This is a genomic window from Synechocystis sp. CACIAM 05, from assembly GCF_010222815.1.
Taxonomy (GTDB): Bacteria; Cyanobacteriota; Cyanobacteriia; order Cyanobacteriales; family Microcystaceae; genus Synechocystis.
Map to the genome: position 1 here is coordinate 982,057 of NZ_CP019225.1, position 17,331 is coordinate 999,387.

General features: G+C 48.7%; 19 protein-coding genes and 1 tRNA gene. 10 read left to right on the plus strand and 10 right to left on the minus strand.

Going from position 1 to position 17,331, the window contains the following annotated elements:
* Position 1: 1 nt before the first annotated feature.
* The gene (gene crtR, locus BWK47_RS04620) at positions 2 to 931 is read right to left on the minus strand and encodes a beta-carotene hydroxylase (protein ID WP_204250464.1); all 930 of its coding nucleotides are present in this window, start codon (positions 929 to 931) and stop codon (positions 2 to 4) included.
* 3 nt (positions 932 to 934) lie between these two features.
* Here crtR and BWK47_RS04625 point away from each other — a divergent pair, with 3 nt between their 5' ends.
* From BWK47_RS04625 to BWK47_RS04655, 7 genes are all read left to right on the plus strand, one after another.
* Entirely contained in the window at positions 935 to 1,222 is a 288-nt protein-coding gene (locus BWK47_RS04625) for a hypothetical protein (protein WP_162327741.1), read from the plus strand.
* A 47-nt stretch (positions 1,223 to 1,269) separates the two neighbouring features.
* The gene (locus tag BWK47_RS04630) at positions 1,270 to 1,482 is read left to right on the plus strand and encodes a chlorophyll a/b-binding protein (protein WP_010872099.1); all 213 of its coding nucleotides are present in this window, start codon (positions 1,270 to 1,272) and stop codon (positions 1,480 to 1,482) included.
* Positions 1,483 to 1,590: 108 nt separating this feature from the next.
* Entirely contained in the window at positions 1,591 to 1,842 is a 252-nt protein-coding gene (locus tag BWK47_RS04635) for a hypothetical protein (RefSeq protein ID WP_020861571.1), read from the plus strand.
* A gap of 263 nt (positions 1,843 to 2,105) precedes the next feature.
* A complete protein-coding gene (locus BWK47_RS04640; protein ID WP_010872101.1) occupies positions 2,106 to 2,777 on the plus strand; it encodes a sigma-70 family RNA polymerase sigma factor in 672 nt (223 codons plus the stop codon).
* 182 nt (positions 2,778 to 2,959) lie between these two features.
* Entirely contained in the window at positions 2,960 to 3,502 is a 543-nt protein-coding gene (locus BWK47_RS04645) for an anti-sigma factor family protein (protein ID WP_237269821.1), read from the plus strand.
* 23 nt (positions 3,503 to 3,525) lie between these two features.
* Positions 3,526 to 4,524 carry a permease gene (locus BWK47_RS04650; RefSeq protein WP_162327744.1) on the plus strand — a complete coding sequence of 333 codons (999 nt, stop codon included), beginning with the start codon at positions 3,526 to 3,528 and terminating at the stop codon, positions 4,522 to 4,524.
* Positions 4,525 to 4,598: 74 nt separating this feature from the next.
* Positions 4,599 to 4,679: transfer RNA gene (locus BWK47_RS04655), tRNA-Leu, on the plus strand.
* Positions 4,680 to 4,793: 114 nt separating this feature from the next.
* On the opposite strand, the gene BWK47_RS04660 is transcribed toward BWK47_RS04655, so the two are convergent.
* The 7 genes from BWK47_RS04660 to surE form a co-directional block, all read right to left on the minus strand.
* Positions 4,794 to 6,035: a glycosyltransferase family 4 protein gene (locus BWK47_RS04660; RefSeq protein ID WP_162327745.1), complete on the minus strand. Its 1,242-nt coding sequence runs from the start codon at positions 6,033 to 6,035 to the stop codon at positions 4,794 to 4,796.
* A 6-nt stretch (positions 6,036 to 6,041) separates the two neighbouring features.
* On the minus strand, positions 6,042 to 6,269 hold the full coding sequence (locus tag BWK47_RS04665) for a twin-arginine translocase TatA/TatE family subunit (protein ID WP_010872105.1): 228 nt from the start codon (positions 6,267 to 6,269) through the stop codon (positions 6,042 to 6,044).
* 106 nt (positions 6,270 to 6,375) lie between these two features.
* Entirely contained in the window at positions 6,376 to 7,809 is a 1,434-nt protein-coding gene (locus BWK47_RS04670) for a protein adenylyltransferase SelO (protein WP_162327746.1), read from the minus strand.
* A gap of 211 nt (positions 7,810 to 8,020) precedes the next feature.
* On the minus strand, positions 8,021 to 9,907 hold the full coding sequence (ftsH4, locus tag BWK47_RS04675; protein WP_162327747.1) for an ATP-dependent zinc metalloprotease FtsH4: 1,887 nt from the start codon (positions 9,905 to 9,907) through the stop codon (positions 8,021 to 8,023).
* 131 nt (positions 9,908 to 10,038) lie between these two features.
* Complete coding sequence (hypE, locus tag BWK47_RS04680; RefSeq protein ID WP_162327748.1) at positions 10,039 to 11,076, minus strand: hydrogenase expression/formation protein HypE; 1,038 nt, start codon at positions 11,074 to 11,076, stop codon at positions 10,039 to 10,041.
* A gap of 48 nt (positions 11,077 to 11,124) precedes the next feature.
* The gene (locus tag BWK47_RS04685) at positions 11,125 to 11,787 is read right to left on the minus strand and encodes a Uma2 family endonuclease (protein ID WP_162327749.1); all 663 of its coding nucleotides are present in this window, start codon (positions 11,785 to 11,787) and stop codon (positions 11,125 to 11,127) included.
* 47 nt (positions 11,788 to 11,834) lie between these two features.
* Positions 11,835 to 12,512: a 5'/3'-nucleotidase SurE gene (gene surE, locus BWK47_RS04690; RefSeq protein WP_162327750.1), complete on the minus strand. Its 678-nt coding sequence runs from the start codon at positions 12,510 to 12,512 to the stop codon at positions 11,835 to 11,837.
* 129 nt (positions 12,513 to 12,641) lie between these two features.
* Here surE and def point away from each other — a divergent pair, with 129 nt between their 5' ends.
* From def to lysS, 3 genes are all read left to right on the plus strand, one after another.
* The gene (def, locus tag BWK47_RS04695; RefSeq protein ID WP_010872111.1) at positions 12,642 to 13,205 is read left to right on the plus strand and encodes a peptide deformylase; all 564 of its coding nucleotides are present in this window, start codon (positions 12,642 to 12,644) and stop codon (positions 13,203 to 13,205) included.
* A 115-nt stretch (positions 13,206 to 13,320) separates the two neighbouring features.
* Positions 13,321 to 13,518 carry a hypothetical protein gene (locus BWK47_RS04700; RefSeq protein ID WP_010872112.1) on the plus strand — a complete coding sequence of 66 codons (198 nt, stop codon included), beginning with the start codon at positions 13,321 to 13,323 and terminating at the stop codon, positions 13,516 to 13,518.
* Between the two features lie 55 nt (positions 13,519 to 13,573).
* Complete coding sequence (gene lysS / locus BWK47_RS04705) at positions 13,574 to 15,106, plus strand: lysine--tRNA ligase (protein WP_162327751.1); 1,533 nt, start codon at positions 13,574 to 13,576, stop codon at positions 15,104 to 15,106.
* A 42-nt stretch (positions 15,107 to 15,148) separates the two neighbouring features.
* On the opposite strand, the gene BWK47_RS04710 is transcribed toward lysS, so the two are convergent.
* Positions 15,149 to 16,105, minus strand: coding sequence for a glycosyltransferase family 2 protein (locus BWK47_RS04710; protein ID WP_162327752.1), 957 nt, complete (start codon positions 16,103 to 16,105; stop codon positions 15,149 to 15,151).
* Positions 16,106 to 16,308: 203 nt separating this feature from the next.
* Complete coding sequence (locus BWK47_RS04715; protein ID WP_162327753.1) at positions 16,309 to 17,217, minus strand: FkbM family methyltransferase; 909 nt, start codon at positions 17,215 to 17,217, stop codon at positions 16,309 to 16,311.
* Positions 17,218 to 17,331 lie beyond the last annotated feature (114 nt).

Here is a 17,331-nt window from a genome sequence, read left to right on the forward strand (position 1 = left end):
GTTAGTCAGACTTGGTTTGTTGATGGCCGTGGAAACGAATGCCCAGAAAAACATCGTAAAGAAAACTCCAGAAATTCTTACCTTCCAATAACCCCAGGGACTGGTCACAACCCTTTTCGTCCAAAATCGGCTTAGTGATGCGGTAAGTGTTCTGGTAGTGGTACCAAGGAATAGAGGGCCAAAGATGGTGAATTAAGTGGTAGTTTTGCCCGAAAATGAGCCAATTCAAAATGGGGCTGGGATAAACCCGAGCATTTTTCCAGCGGTTCCGTTCCTGAAAAGGTCGATGGGGCAGGTAATCAAAAAATAACCCCAGGGCAATACCCACAATCAAAGCGGGCACAAACCAGTAATTCATGACAAAGCCGATAAAACCATAGTGAATGCCCAGGAATACAATGGTGAACAGCACTAGGCGGCTCAAAAACCACTCCAACAACTCGTATTTACGCCACAGTTGCCGCTTAAAGAAGAAGATTTCATGGTAGAAAAAGCGGGCCGCAATCAAAAATAGGGGGCCGCCGGTGGAAACAAAGTGGTCTGGGTCATTCTCAGGGTCATTGACGTTGGCGTGGTGTTGGAGATGAACCCGGGTAAAGACGGGAAAAGCAAAGCCCAACATTAAGGCACTACCGTGGCCAAGCACTGCATTAATAATGGTGTTTCGATGGGCCGCATTGTGGGATGCATCATGGATCACTGTGCCTGACAGGTGCAGCGCTAGCACCGAACAACAAAAGCAAAGCCAGTGGGGCAGTCCCCATTGCCAGTAACCAAAAATGTTAGCAAGCATTAAGAAAATAGCTATCCCGAACATGGCCACGTTGGGATTGAAGCCGCCGTCCGCCTGTAAAAACTCTTTTGGGACAGCTTGGGAAACGGTTTGCAGCGGTTGGGTCGCCTGCATTACTATGACGGACTCCTGGCACACGAAATGGGACGCACTTCTGGTCAGTTTATAGCAAAAATGCTGGGGAAAGGAAGACAACTAGGGAAAAAGAACAGGACATCAAATGGTCATTCCCCAGGCCCTGACATCTTTGCCGGAGTAATCTCCCTGGCGCGAATGTTACACAAATGTAACGAAAAATATTTTCCCTCTCAGAATTTAGGCAAAGTGCCCAAACCCAGCCTAGGCAAGCAATTCACCCACCAACAAAAAGCTCTTTTGGTCAACAGACTTGACAAAAATCTTAACAATGCGTTACATTTATTTACATAAGGTTACAAAACAAAAACCTCAATCACCCAATCAAGGACATCAACACTATGACTAGCCGTGGATTTCGCCTCGACCAAGACAACCGTCTCAACAACTTCGCCATTGAACCCCCTGTGTACGTTGACAGCAGTGTTCAAGCCGGTTGGACTGAATACGCCGAAAAAATGAATGGTCGTTTTGCCATGATTGGCTTTGTTTCTCTCTTGGCAATGGAAGTAATTACTGGCCACGGCATTGTGGGTTGGTTGCTCTCTCTCTAATTAGCTGGGTGCATAACCAAGCAATCTACTGAACCAGGGCCTAGCTCCATGAACGACCAAAGGACTGCCCTTGGCACCGTGAAAATCGAACAAATAAGAGGTAAAACTATGAACGCCGACACTGATATTTATCAAAACAAAGACCTATTTGCCCCCGTTGTCTTCCGCAAAGACTTCAACCAATTTGCCCCCATCAACGGGAACCAAGCCTGGTCTTTATTTTTCACCGCCGGGCAAGAAGATAAGCAACTTGGCAACAGTCCTGAATTCGGTCGCTTTTTCACCAATACTCTCTTCGCCATTGGGGCTGCCACTTTCATCTGGGGTTACTTCTTCAGCCGTTGGGCCGACTTTCTCTAAAGCCTTGGTTTACCGTAAGCAGAGCCAAGCCACGGTACCACTTGCCATAGCACCACTGACACCCTTGGTACCGGGTGTTATTTTTTTTGCAATATGATCATGTTCTGTCGAAGTTTTGTCGAAATTTAGGGATAAAAAACGGGGAAAGTGGAGAGAAAAGTCGTTGTGCCTAGGCAAAAGTTTTAATTTTTTTAGCAAACACCTGTGATTCTAGAAACTCTTACGGTATCCTTACGTCAACTAGCCTATGTGAGGAGTCAGCCGTGTTGGGTAAATCCATGAATCAAGCCGTCAATACCAACTGGGCGATCGAGAGTGGCGGAGGCAAACTAAGTGCCCTGCCCCCGGAGTCGTTAACCAATGTTGACCTGATTTTGCTCTGTCAGCAAAAGACCCGTCCCGATAGTACCGCTTTTAATGAGTTGCTCCGGCGTTACCAGTCCCATGTGGATAAAATTCTTTATCACTTGGCCCCCGACTGGCAGGACCGGGCGGACTTGGCCCAGGAGGTTTGGATCCGGGTTTACCGTAACATCCATCGCTTAAACGAACCGGTCAAATTTAAGGGTTGGCTCAGCCGCATTGCCACTAACCTCTTCTACGACGAGTTACGCAAGCGCAAACGGGTTAGTCATCCCATTTCCCTTGACGCTCCCCGGCGCATGGATGACGGCGAAATTGACTGGGACATTGAATCTGATTACCCCAGTCCCGATGAAACTTTATCCACTGCTGAATTTTATGAATGTTTGCGTTCGGCCATTAAGGACCTACCTGAAGCTTTCCGCACCACCATTATCCTGCGAGAAATTGACGGTTTAGCCTACGAAGAAATTGCCGAAATTACCGGGGTTTCCCTCGGGACGGTTAAATCTCGCATTGCCCGGGCCCGGGCGAAGTTGCAAACTTTTTTACAGCCCTATTTGGCTTCCTAAGCCCACCCTAAACATTGAATCCTAGCTTCCGCCACCAGCAATGGTTTTTATTATTGGTGTTAGTCCCATCACCCTTGGTCTAGGGAGTGTCCAACTTTGTGAGGAGTGAATCGGCCAGAGTTAATAACAAACAGCTAATTCACTATTACTTGTCGGTGGAGATTCCCCCGAAGAGGTTTACTATGAATTCAAAATTTGACTTTGATTGTCCACGGCAGCCTTGGGATGGAGCTGAACCTGGAAATGAGGATTTATTGTTTGATGAAAAATTTGAGCTGTTGAGTGCTTACATTGACGGGGAGGTTACCCCCCAGGAGAAGAAACAGGTACAAGGCTGGATTGATAGCGACCCAGAGTTTAAGCAGACCTATCTGGGTTTGATTCGTCTGCAAAACGCTTTGCCCCAAGTGCCAGTGCCGCCGGCTATTGACGCCGATGTGTTGGCCCAGAGGGTATTTGCCAAACTAGAGCAGGAAAATCGTTGGCGTGGTATTTGGTTCTGGGGTAGTGTGACTGCCGCCGCGGTGGTGGTGGCCGCCTACTCTAGTATTCTGGGTAAACCCTTGGTTCCTTCTATGAATCAGGCTAATTTGGACCCGGCGATCGTAGCCATGGATGAAGATCCTTTGATGGTTGCCATCCACGAGCCGATGTTTGAAGTATTAACCAAAGTGGACCCTGGCCATGGGCCCGAAAATGAGGGAGCGGAACAAGGGCTGCATTAATTTGATTGTTGCTTTGCCCCTGGATGATTAATTTGGTTGAATTTAATCTGTTTTTAGATTTACTTGGTAGTGCCCTGTTGCTATCTCTGCCGTGGCTCCTGTTGGGAATTATCATTTCTAGTACTTTCCTAATTTGGACCGATGAGCAGAAATGGGTGGCTAATTTCCCCCGCAATCGTTTGCTCAGTAGTTTGGTGGGAAGCGCCCTCGGTTTTCTGCTGCCTCTGGGGGCTTTTGGTAGTGTGCCCTTAGTGAGGCGTTTACTTTTACAGGGAGCTCCCATCCCTTTGGCTGTTAGTTTTTTAGTGGCAGCACCCACCTTGAATATTTTTGCCATTGTCAGGGTCTTATCTTCCCGTCAATCTCAGTACGGTCTAATTTTTCTTTGTATTTCTTGCAGTTGGTTGATGGCGATCGTGATGGGGTTAGTTTTTAGTACCTATCGACTGGCCCGTCAACAAGCAGAGGACGAGGGGGAAACGGCCCTGTTAAACATTCCCCTATTACGGTCAGGGGCTTTGATTATGCTCCAATCTTCGATGGAGGCGTCCCCAAGGCAGGGAGGGTTGGTTTTTGCCAGCGGAGTTAATCCTGTGGCAGATTTTTCCTGGCGGCAAAAGCTACATCTTTTTGGTCGTAACATCATTGAGGAATTTCAGGAATTTGGTGGGGTGCTAGTCATCGGTACGGCGATCGCCTGTGGCATTGTCTTTTTCCTTCCCCAGGCGTGGTTACTACAATGGGCTGGATTGGGGCCGGTACGGCAAACTGTACTAATGATGGGTTGGTCGTTCATTTTACCCCTGGGAAATTTTAGTAACCCAGATTTATTGGCACCCCTCGGGGAACAACTCTGGCGAGGGTCCATGGTTGCTTTTTTATTATGGGGAAGTTTGTTTAATTTACAGACCATTGGACTCTGGTTAGTAACCCTGAGACTGCGGCCCTTGAGCTACTTAGTGGTGTTAGTGGGCTTATCAGTCTTTCTTTTTGCCATGGTGACTAATTACTACTTAAGTTAGGCTCCATTATGGAAAAAATTTGTCCCCTGGTGGTGCTTAATTGGGGCGATCGCCGTGATATTATTACAGGTAACGCGGATGTGGCGGAATTGGTATACGCGCACGTTTGAGGGGCGTGTGGCTTTGCCTTGCGAGTTCGAGTCTCGCCATCCGCATTTTTGCCAATAACTAGAGTGCAACAGAAATGACCCCGCCTTTTCGCAGAATTGGCGGGGTTTTTCGCAGAACTATTCAGTTCACAAACAAAAACAACACAATTTCCCCGCTTGTTAATGCTGGGGAGAAACCAGATTCTCTAGCCACTCTAATTGTTGGGGTAGGCAGATGGTCTGTAGGTCATATTTAGCCTGGACTAGGCGGCGGGCGTTGATTCCTAGCCTTTGTCTCTCCTCTTTGTCCTCTAATAACTGGCAGATAGTTGTGGCGATGGCTGAGTAGTCGAAGAAGTCCACTAACCGTCCCGTTTCGCCATCGGTGATCACCTCCCGCACTGGGGCTGTATTACTAGCGGCGATCGCACAGCCACAGGCCATGGATTCCAGTAAGCTCCAGGACAGCACAAAGGGATAACTGAGGTAAACGTGGACAGTGGAGATTTGTAGCAGATTAATGAAATAGTTGTAGGGAATGGTGCCGAGAAAATACAGACGACTTAACTGTTCTGGCGTTAGTTTTGGTTTAACCTCGTCGAGAAAAATGTCCCGCCAGGAACGATCGCCTGGGGGCTTGGCTCCATAACTCACCCCATTGCCGCCCACAATTAGCACCTTGGCCTGGGGTCGGTTGGCCAAAATTTCCGGTAGGGAGCGCATAAAACTGTGGTAGCCCCGGTACGGTTCCAAGTTGCGATTGACGAAAGTGATAATCTCGTCGCTCCGGTTGAGGGTGATTTGATTATTAAAAGTTAAGTTGGCATCGGCGTTGGGACGCAGAATATCGGTGTCAATGCCATCGTGGACAACTGTCAGCTTGGAGCGGAAAGGTTCGGGAAAGGAATCCGCTTGCCATTGGGTAGGGGCCAGGCCACCGTCGGCAATATCAAAATGGAGATAATGGTTGATATTTTTCCAGCGAATGCGACAGACCTCTGTTTCGTCAACGTTGGCAAATTCCGGGTCAAAGGTGGTGTCATAGCCGGACGCATGGTAGAAAAATTCGCAGTAAATGCCCAATTTCGTTTCTGGCCACACATCTTTGACAAATAAACTTTCGCCCCAACCAGGGTTAGCAATGACAACGTCGGGATTAAATCCTTGGGCTTTTAACTTTCGGGCTTGATGAAAAACGGATTCTGCCCGGATGGTTTTAGTTTCAAAGTCCACTAACCAAGGGTGAATGTTTGGGGTACTGCCCCGATTGGGAAAATAGTTGATCAACTTTACCCCTTGCCATTGGGGAGATGCATTTTTTTGCATGATCATGGCCACCACCTGATGCCCTTGGGCTACCAAAGCAGGGGCGAGGTGTTTAAATTGCCCAGGAAAATTTTGGTGAAGAAAGAGAACGTTCATTATTGCTTATTTTTTGCCGGCCGCAGGATCGTTCTCCCCTAGTTCTACATCCACTACTTCAGTGCTATCCACATCTTGGGTTTGTAACTCTTCTTTGAAACCGCGCAGGGTTTTGCCCAACGCTCCCCCCAATTCTGGAATTCTCTTGGGACCAAAAATGATGATTACTACCCCTAAAATCAGCAGAATTTCTGGCCAACCTAATCCAAACATTTTTTGCTCCTGGAGGGTCACAACGTCCTCCCATCATACTCTGAAGGTTTACCCAAATTGAGTTTTCGACGGTTTGGCTATCCTCCTCTGGGGCCATAGTTTCAGGGACTTGTGGCCTTAGCTTAAATTATTCGCCGGTTTGTAATTTGTGTACCAATTCATTGAAAGGTTGCCAATTGTCATCTTCGGCGATCGCCTGCCAAACGGTTTCAATGCGGGGCCGGAGTAGGTCAGTGAGGGGGTTGGCTTGATCAAGAACACTGGGTATTGCCGCCAAGGATTCCGGAGGCAATTGCTTTAACACCTGTTGGTATATTGATCGCCAAGTTGACCAATCTGCCCCTAGCAAATCGACATTTTCCAAAATCAAATCGGCATTATCCCGCCAACTAGGACTTAAATTAAGCCGCAATTGGGCAAAAAAGTCCGGGTAACTCCATTGGCTTTGGGCTAAACATTGCAGGGTCTGACCCACTAATTTTTCCCGTAACTCCGGGTCTAGGCGATCGCCGAGGATGGAGGAAATGCCAAGGCGCTGGGCTATTAAGGTGATGTAGTGGCCTAAATAAATTTTTTCGTAGTCCTCCAATGCATCGGCCATGGCTTTACTGGGAATGACGGAACTTAAGGCTACTTGTAGGCGTTCCAAATTCCAGCGACAGATAGCGGGTTGATTGCCAAAGCGGTAGCGACCACCATAGTCAAAATAGGCGGCAATAAAATTTAAATCGTAGGTGGGCACAAAACCATAGGGGCCGTAATCAAAGCTTTCCCCGGTGATGGACATATTGTCCGTGTTTAAAACCCCATGGCAAAATCCCGCCGCCATCCATTGGGCCACCAACTTGGCCACCCGCTCCACCAAAACTCGGAAAAAAGCAATATGGGCTGAATCATCGGAGTTGGAGCCAGAAACCTCTGGATAGTAGGTTGCAATTACGTGATCCAGTAGTTGTGCAATCTGTTCCGTTTGGTGATGGTAATGAAGTCGCTCAAAAGTACCAAAACGAATGTGGGAACGGCTAAAGCGGATCATCACCGACCCCCTAGTAGGGGAAGGTTCATCCCCCCGCCACAAGGAATCCCCCGTTTCCACTAAACTCAGACAACGAGAAGTTTTTACCCCCAAACGATGCAACGCCTCAGCGGCCAACACTTCCCTTACCCCGCCTTTGAGGGTTAGGCGGCCATCACCGCCCCGGGAATAGGGAGTCTGGCCAGAGCCTTTGGTGCCAAAATCGAATAATTCCCCGTTTACTTCCCGCACTTGGCCGTAGAGAAAACCCCGACCGTCGCCCAAATTAGGATTATATTCACCGAATTGGTAACCGTGGTAACGCAGAGCTAAAAATGGCCTTACCCCATGGAATAAACCGAAAGCCTCAACGAAATTATCATCCTTAACCTGACTTGGCTCCAGACCCAACATGGGCAACAGGCGATCGTTACGGAATCTCAGTTTATGCTCAGGAAAAGTCGCTGCTGACACTGGGTCAAAAAATTCATTGCCCAAGGATTCTAAAGCAGGTTCGTAGGTCAAATTCAGAAAGGGATTAGTCACAAAAAACTCAGATTATAAAAACAATATGCCCTGGTCCGGAAGCGTTAATTACAGAGGGAATGCTAGAACTGTCTAGGTTAGTTGCTTATTCTATTCCCACCCAAAAGCCGCCATGGATAAAGTGCCATGGCCGGAGCTTTAGCGGGGAGATTTAGGGAACAAACTGGAACTTTGCAAACAGGTTTTTAAAGGGAGCAAAAAAGCAAGTTCCTTATGCCACTAGGGTGGCAGGAGCTTGAACCTGGCCCAATAGGTGATGTAGTTCTTCCCCTTCAATGACCTCTTTTTCGAGAATTTTTTCGGCGATCGCCTCTAGTAAATCTCGATTGTGCTCCAGAATTGCCAAAGCTTGGTTATGGCCCTGCTCAACGATTTCTTTGACTTCTAGGTCAATTTCTTTGGCAGTGTCGTCACTGACCATGCGCCGGGGATTACCCATGCCCTGCCCCAGAAAGTTATTTTGCTGACCTTTATCGTAGGCGAGGGGGCCCAAAACCTTACTCATGCCATAGGTGGTGACCATCTGTTCTGCTAAGTCCGTGGCCCGTTGTAAATCATTGGCCGCGCCAGTGGTGATGCTATCAAAAACAATTTCTTCGGCGGCCCTTCCCCCCAGCAGAGTGGCAATTTGGTCCCGTAGCTCAGACTCGTTTAACAAAAAGCGGTCTTCTGTGGGCATCTGTAGGGTATAACCCAGGGCGGCCATCCCCCGGGGCACAATGGAAATTTTCGCCACCTGACCACCGCCGGGCATCACTGCCCCCACTAAAGCGTGGCCCACTTCATGGTAGGCAACAATTTTTTTCTCCTTATCCGAAAGCACCCGACTTTTCTTCTCTAAACCGGCCACTACCCGTTCGATCGCCTCACGAAAATCAGCTTCAGTGACGCTATTTTGCTTATTCCGGGCCGCTAGCAATGCCGCTTCGTTGACTAAGTTAGCCAAGTCAGCCCCGGCAAAACCAGGGGTACGGGTGGCAATATTTTTTAACTCCACCTCTTTGTCCAATTTAATTTTCTTGGCATAAATTTCTAAAATTTTCAGCCTGCCCGCCAAATCTGGCCGGTCTACCAACACTTGGCGATCGAAACGACCAGGACGCAGTAAAGCTGGATCCAAGGTTTCCGGGCGGTTAGTGGCCGCCAATACAATCACCGTTGCCCCCGCCGCACTGAACCCATCCATTTCCGTCAGCAGTTGGTTGAGGGTTTGTTCTCGCTCATCGTTACCACCCATAAAAGCACCGCTGGCCCGGGATTTACCGATGGCATCCAATTCGTCAATGAAGACAATGCAAGGGGCCTGTTTTTTGGCTTGCTCAAATAAATCCCGCACCCGAGCGGCCCCTGCGCCCACAAATAACTCCACAAATTCAGAACCAGAAATGATGAAAAATGGCACCCCTGCTTCCCCCGCCGCCGCTTTAGCCAGTAGGGTTTTGCCTGTACCGGGAGGCCCGACTAGCAATACGCCTTTAGGAATTTTTGCTCCCAGGGCGGTGTAACGTTGGGGAAATTTGAGAAAATCCACCACTTCGCTCAATTCCGTTTTGGCTTCTTCCACCCCGGCCACGTCGTCAAAGGTGACTTTAGTGGAGTCCCCTTCCACATAAACTTTCGCTTTACTTTTAGTGAAGGCCAAAGCTCCACCGGGAGCACCGTTATTATTTCGGTTCAAGAAAAATGACCAAATACCAACAAAAATCAGCGGAGGGATAACCCAACTTAAAAGGGTGCCAAACCAAGAATTTTTTGCTGGGGGAGCAGCGGCAAACTCAATGCCCTTAGCCTCCAAGCGCTTGGGTAACTCCAGATCAAAAATGGGAGTAGTTCTTAAAATTTGCCCCTCGGCGGCTTTTTCTTTACCCTCATCCTCTGCTTCCGGTTTAAGTTGATAGCGAATCTCGTTTTGTCCCACATAAACGCTGGCTACCTTGTCCCCTTCCACCTGGTCAATGAAAAGACTGTAGGGCACCTGAGGTGGCTGGGAGCCAAATAATGCCGGGGCAAGCAAGTTCACTAACAGATAAATGGTGGAGCCCCACAGCAGGACGCTAGCAAGGCGACGTTGCCATTGGGGTTGGGGTTTGATGGCCATGGGTTGGGAGAAGAGTAACTGAACAAGAAAAATCCGGCGATCGGGTTGATCGGCCCTTCCCCATCATATCCCTAAGGCAAGGCGATATTTTTGGGCGATGGTTTTCAGTCTAGGGCTTGGGGATTGGAGTCCTAACAAATACGGGGTAATTGTTCCCCACTGATCATATCTAGCAACCGGGGGGCACCAATGGAACTTTCCAGACTGACTAACCCCAAGGTTTGTGCACTTTTGCCTGTTACTGTACCGATCGCCGTGGCTTGGGGATGGAAAGTTTGCAAAATTTCTACGGTCTTCTGTTCTGATTCTGGGGGCACAATGGCCAAAAATCTTCCTTCATTGGCCATATAGAGGGGATCAAAACCCAGCAGTTCACAGGCGGCTTGTACTTCGGCCTCCACCGGGATTAACGTTTCCCGTAAAACCATGGTCACTCCGGCGGTTTGGGCAATTTCATTAACCGCACTAGCTAATCCCCCCCTGGTTAAATCCCGCAGACAGTGAATCGGTATTCCTGCCGACAATAATGCCTGTACTTCCCTGTGAACCGGGGCTGAATCACTTTCAATGGTGGTTTCAAATTCTAATCCTTGACGCACTGCCATAATGGCCATGCCATGACGCCCCAAATCACCGCTCAAAATCAGGCGATCGCCTACCTGCACCTGATTAGGATGGATAGTTTGTTGATGGTCGAGGGAACCAATGCCGCTGGTATTGATGAAAATGCCGTCTCCCTTACCCCGGTCCACCACTTTGGTATCACCAGTAACAATTTCCACGCCACAATTTTTCGCCGCTTGCCCTAGGGATTGGGCCACCCGCCACAGAGTTTCCATGGGCAATCCTTCTTCGAGGATAAAACCAACACTAATGTAGCGGGGAGTTGCGCCCGCCATGGCGAGGTCATTAACGGTGCCGTGGACTGCCAAAGAACCAATATCGCCCCCAGGAAAAAAGAGGGGATTGATTACGTAGGAGTCAGTAGTGAAAGCTAAAGCACCTTGGTTGACGGCAAACACCGCCGCATCATGACTACCCGTTTCGGAAGTGCCAAAGGCCGGTAAAAAAATTTGCTTAAGTAATTGTTGGCTCAACTTACCGCCGCCGCCGTGGGCTAACAGTACCTGGGGATAACGATCAAGGGGAACGGGACAGACTAAGTTCACTGGCAGCTAATCTCTTTGTTGCATGATGTAACAATTACGGCCAAGAACTTAAATTTCCTCAGGATCAACGCCTAATTCCTTCAGCTTGGCCGCTAGGCGATCGGCCCTTTGTTGTTCTTCGTTAGCCCGTTGCTTTTCTTTGACCATTTCTCGATTAAGCTCCACCGTGGTAAGAAACTTACGCCCGTCAGGATAATAAATCTCCAGGGTATCGGGGGTGAGGAAAAAGCGAATGCCCAGGAGGGGGCTAGTCCAATCTTCTATGGTCTCAATCACCTCTAATCCGTTCTTTCCCCGCTGCAGTCCGGTTAATTCGTTGTCATCGGGGTCATAAACGTAATACTCATTCACCCCGTAGCGTTCATAAAACTGTAATTTGCGAATCATTTCCTTGGCACGATTGCCGGGAGAGAGGATTTCAAATACCACCTGGGGGGCGATATTATCTTCCTCCCATTGGCGATAGGAACCACGTTTTCCCTTGGGCCGCCCTAGGGCCACCATGGCATCGGGGGCCACACGGATTTCAGGATGCCCTTCCACGGGATACCAGAGTAGGTCCCCGGCCACAAAAACACTGTTGTCCTGGGCAAAAAGACACTCCAGATTTTCCTTGAGTAAAACGATCCACTGGAACTGTTCAGTATTATCTGCCATGGGTTGGCCGTCGCTGTCAGGGTAGATAATAGTGCGATGGGGGGCGATAACCATTTGCTTAAGTTTCCTAAAATGGGCAACTTTGCTTATATCTTATCGGCTTAAACTCTCAACTGAGTGATGGCAATGTTGCCGGAAAAACAAACGTCAATATCTGAGCCGGGTTGCCGTGGTCGCTGGCTGTATTCTCCCCGGTAAAAGAAATTCGACCCTTCTATGGTGAATGCCACGGGCAGAGGATCCCGACTGGGTTCACAAAAAATAACCTCCGGTTCTGGATCGCCGCTTTGCCAATGGGGGAGGTTGACGTTCCAAAAATGTTGGGGGGGTAAATCCTGTTGCCAAAGGGTATTGAAGACAGCACTGGCCCAATGGGAAGCCCAGGCCCAATTAATGGTGCGGGGTTTGTTAATCCAGTGGGAAATAGCGATCGCCTTATGGCCAAGGATAGCGGCCTCCCGCACTGCTGCCACTGTGCCAGATAAGTAGGAGTCAATGCCCATATTGCCCCCCGCATTGATGCCGGCAATTACCCAATCCACTTCTGGGTAAAAATGAACCACTCCCAACCGGGTACAGTCCGCCGGAGTGCCATCCACTGCGTAACGATTTTTGCCTCTCTGTTCCACGGCGATCGCCTGGTCAGTGGTCACCTTATGGCCACAGCCGGAATGTTGATTTTTGGGAGCCACCCAAACGCCCCGTTTACCAAGGGCTTCATAGAGAGCTTCAATACCAGGAGCATCAATGCCATCGTCATTGGTGAGCAAAAAATTCATAGGATGTGTAACTAGTCAAACGGGCAACGGTAAGCAAACCTTTTAAACCATAGCGAAAATTGTCCAGGCCGTGATTTTGTTAAGATGTAGTCCAAGACCCCATTGTTGAGATAGGCCCGTAGAACGTCCATGACTGCCACCATCCTCGTTGAAAAGCAAAAAGTTGATCGTCCCCCTTTAGAACTTCATTACCTAGGGGACAAGGTGCTCCGACAACCGGCCAAGCGCATTGCCAAGGTGGATGACAGCATTCGCAAATTGGCCAAGGAGATGTTGCAGACTATGTACAGTGCCAATGGTATTGGTTTAGCCGCTCCCCAGGTAGGCATTAACAAACAACTACTGGTGGTAGATTGTGAACAGGATAAGCCCGATGAACCGCCTTTGATTATGATTAATCCCCAAATTACCCGCACTAGCGAAGAACTTTGTGTGGTGGAAGAGGGTTGTCTGAGTGTGCCCAATGTTTACATGGATGTGACCCGGCCCCGGGCGATCGAAGTGACCTATAAAGATGAGCATGGCCGGCCCCAAAAACGCCTTTTTGCTGAGCTAACCGCCAGGGTAATTCAACATGAAATGGACCATCTGAATGGGGTTATGTTTGTAGACCGGGTGGATAATCCTTTAGCCTTAGCAGAATCTTTAAAGAAAGAAGGTTTTTCTATGCAGGCAGTTAAGCCCGTTGCTTGAGTATTAGTTAGCAGGCCATCTGAAAAAAGTCTTCACTTCCCCGGCTCAACCCTAGCCCCCGCTTAACGGTAAACTGAACTGTTGTCCGTTCCATTGCTCCGGAGGCTATTTTTCTGTGACCCCTAAAAGTGGTATTCTTCTGCTCCTTTCCTGTGTGTCGGCGATCGCCGCTGTGGGCTGCGTATTTGAACTGTCATCGGGGCAACCGGAATTGGGCAGTACGACCACCACGGCCATTTTGTTGGGCAGTATTCCCCTGACAGCCCTTTTCTTTTGGATTGCGGTGCAGGATACCAGGGCCAACATGAAGTAGGTAGTTTATTAGTATTTAATATCATTTCATTTCAATTTTTCCCGTTTACTCCACTATGGCCGATTCCCATTCCCACTCCAGCCTTGAAGAAATCCGTGCCACCCGGCTTGAAAAAGCGGAACAATTGCGGCAACTCGGCCTCAATCCCTATGCCTACACCTGGGAAATTACCCACCAAGCTCAGGATTTACAGGAAACCTATCGGGATCTAAGCAACGGCGAAGAAGTGGACCTCAAAGTGGCGATCGCCGGCCGAATCTTAGCACGGCGGGTGATGGGAAAATTAGCCTTTTTTACCCTCCAGGACGAGAGCGGTACCATCCAACTTTATCTGGAAAAACAGCGGCTGACGGAACATATGCCGGAGTTGGAAAATGCTTTTAACCTGCTGAAAAAAATTACTGACGTGGGGGATATATTGGGGGTGACGGGAACCCTCAAACGCACGGAAAAAGGCGAATTATCAGTTTATGTGCAAACCTATGCCGTACTCACTAAATCCCTATTGCCCCTACCGGATAAATGGCACGGTTTAACTGATACAGAAAAGCGTTACCGTCAACGTTACGTGGATTTAATTGTTAATCCCAATGTGCGGCAAACTTTTCGCCGTCGGGCCCAGATTACCGCCGCTATCCGTCGTTACTTGGATGAACAGGGCTTTATCGAAATTGAAACACCAGTTTTACAGGGGGAATCGGGGGGCGCAGAAGCTCGGCCTTTTATCACCCATCACAACACCCTGGACATGCCCCTGTATCTCCGCATTGCTACGGAATTACATCTGAAAAGATTGGTGGTGGGAGGCTTTGAAAAGGTTTTTGAGTTGGGGCGAATTTTTCGCAACGAAGGGGTTTCCACCAGGCATAATCCTGAATTTACCTCCATTGAGGTCTATCAAGCCTACGTGGACTATAACGAGATGATGGCCTTAACCGAAGCCCTCGTCACCACCGCCGCCCAAGCAGTATTAGGCACGCTAAAAATCACCTACCAAGGGGAAGAAATCGATCTCACCCCTCCCTGGAAACGCATCACCATGCACGAAGCGGTGCAGTTAGAAACAGGGATAGATTTTAGCCAATTTACAGATCTGGAAACGGCCAAACAAGCGGCCACAAAGGCGGGCATTGGTGTGCCGGAAGATTGTCCTTCCCTTGGGCATTTGTTAAACCATGCTTTTGAGCAAAAAGTGGAAGGGACGTTGATGCAACCCACTTTTATCATCGATTTCCCAGTGGAAATTTCTCCCCTCGCTAAGCCCCATCGCAGTAAACCGGGGCTGGTGGAACGGTTTGAGCTATTTGTTTACGGTCGGGAATTGGCCAATAGTTTTTCCGAGCTGACAGACCCCATTGATCAACGGAGTCGGTTGGAAGCCCAGGCGGCTAAAAAAGCGGCAGGGGATTTGGAAGCCCACAGCGTTGATGAAGATTTCCTCACAGCGTTGGAATACGGCATGCCCCCTACTGGTGGCTTGGGCATAGGCATCGATCGCCTGGTGATGTTGCTGACCGATTCCCCCAGTATTCGGGATGTAATTGCCTTTCCGTTGCTGAAAAATCAGGAGGCTGGCAGCGAAGGTTGATATTTTCCTAGGAGCTAACTGTCGAGGGGATTTAATTGGCTCCTAGATTTCCTTAATTTCCACTCGGGGAATTCTTAAATAAGCCATGCGCTTAAGCTCCCGTCTTCCCCGGGCAACGGAATCCAAAATCAAGCCACAGGTGAAAAAGACAAAGCCCAAGGACATTAAAGAAGCGGCAATGATGACTGTGGGAAATCTCGGTACTAGACCCGTTTCCAGATAGGTAAATACCACCGGCAACATTAAGGCGATCGCCGACCCGGAAAAGAGGGCAAAGAACACACCAAAAAAGAGGAATGGGCGGGTTTCCTTCATCAGTAAAAAGGAGGTACCCAAAACCCGAAAGCCATCGCTAATGGTGTTTAACTTACTTTCGGAGCCAGAAGGGCGAGATTGGTATAACACTGGTTCTTCGGCAAAGGGCAGACGTAGTTCTAGGGTGTGGATAGTTAATTCCGTTTCAATTTCAAACCCGTTGGAAATAGCTGGGAAGCATTTAACAAAACGGCGGGAAAAAATTCTATAGCCCGACAACATATCGTCCAACCGAGCTCCGAATTGTAATTCCACAATGCCCTTTAACAGTTGGTTGCCACTGCGGTGGCCAAAACGGTAGGCCTCCTTGTCTTTAACCTCTGATCGCCGGGCCCCCACCACCATATCCAATTGCTCATTAATCAGGCGATCAATCAATCTACCCACCGCTTCGGCTTCATAGGTATTGTCCCCATCCACCAAAATGTAAATATCCGCTTCAATATCAGCAAACATGCGGCGGATCACATTGCCTTTACCCGGTTGTTTCTCGTAACGGACAATGGCCCCTGCTTGCTGGGCGACGGTGGCGGTGTCATCGGTGGAACAATTGTCGTAAACGTAGATGGCGGCATTGGGCAACTGCTGGTGAAAATCAGTCACAACCTGGGTGATGGTCAAAGCTTCATTACGGCAAGGAACTAGCACCGCCAAACGATAGGCACTGGAAAAAGAGGTTGACACCGTTAATTTAGCCAAAAATTCGGTAAAAATAAGCCGAGAAAGGGTCAGAGCGCCTGTATTTTTCCTAAACGTTCATAATTCAGGATTTTAATAGAGGCCTGTGCCAATGGTTCTCAGAACTGGGGCTAATTTTATCTGGCCGGTTGTCCCTCCGCAAGTTTGTCCAGCCAAAGCTACGGTGATAATTAATTGGTTAATAGGGATCACACAGGACTAGCAAACAGAGTATGGCCATCGCTGTTGCAACGGTAACCCAATCCCTCTAACAACGGTTGGACTCCCAACAATGCCGATTGTTTGGTTTTCACATCAGCGTGGATGTCAATGCAAAGATAGGGGCGACAGGTTTTTAATGTTTCCATGGCCCCCTGGAGAGCATAAAGTTCAAAACCTTCAATATCAATTTTGATCGCTTTGGGGCGGAGATTATTTTCCTTGGCAAATTTATCAATGGTGGTGATTTCCACTGCGTAGGTAGCATAATTATCTAGGCTGGGCTCCACATCTTTCGCCAAGGTAGAAGTGTCCGCCGCCCAGGAAAAACGGTTATCAGTACTATATTCAATGAATTCCGCTTCCCCCGTTTCATCGGCGATCGCCAGGGGAAGAACTGTAATATTTTCCAGGTGGTTGCCCTTAACGATTTGTTCGAGGCTTTGACGGGTTTGGCGAGCGGGCTCAAAGGCATAGATATGGCCTCTATTACCAACAATTTCTGCCAAGGGAATACTAATCACCCCGTAGGCCGCCCCCACATCAAAAAACACGTCCCCGGGCCGTAGATGCTGCCCCAGCCAGTGAACGCAATGGCTTTCTATGCAATAGGTAAAACTAAATTCCTGGGACGTTTCCAAGCAATGGGCATAGGCCCGTAAAATTCCCACCGGAACTCTGAGGGGAACCCCATTAATTTCACAGCTTAGGGTAGTCTGGGGTTGGCTCTGGGCAACAATTTCCACTAAAGCCCGGCTGTAATCCAAATGGAGATGATCAAAGGATTTTTGTAAACCAGCAATCAAATCATTGGTGTCGGCGATCGCCCTGAGCATGGCTGCTTCCTGCTCATCTAGGCCAAAAAGCTTGCGACGTAATTGTTTAAAAAATTTTTGCATAGGGGCGTTTCCCAAAAAATCCGATGGTTTATCCTCAGGTTGGCTAACATTCTCCCACAAAAATCAACCCCATCTAGGGTCAGCTAAAAAATGCAATCCCCTGTGATATTATGT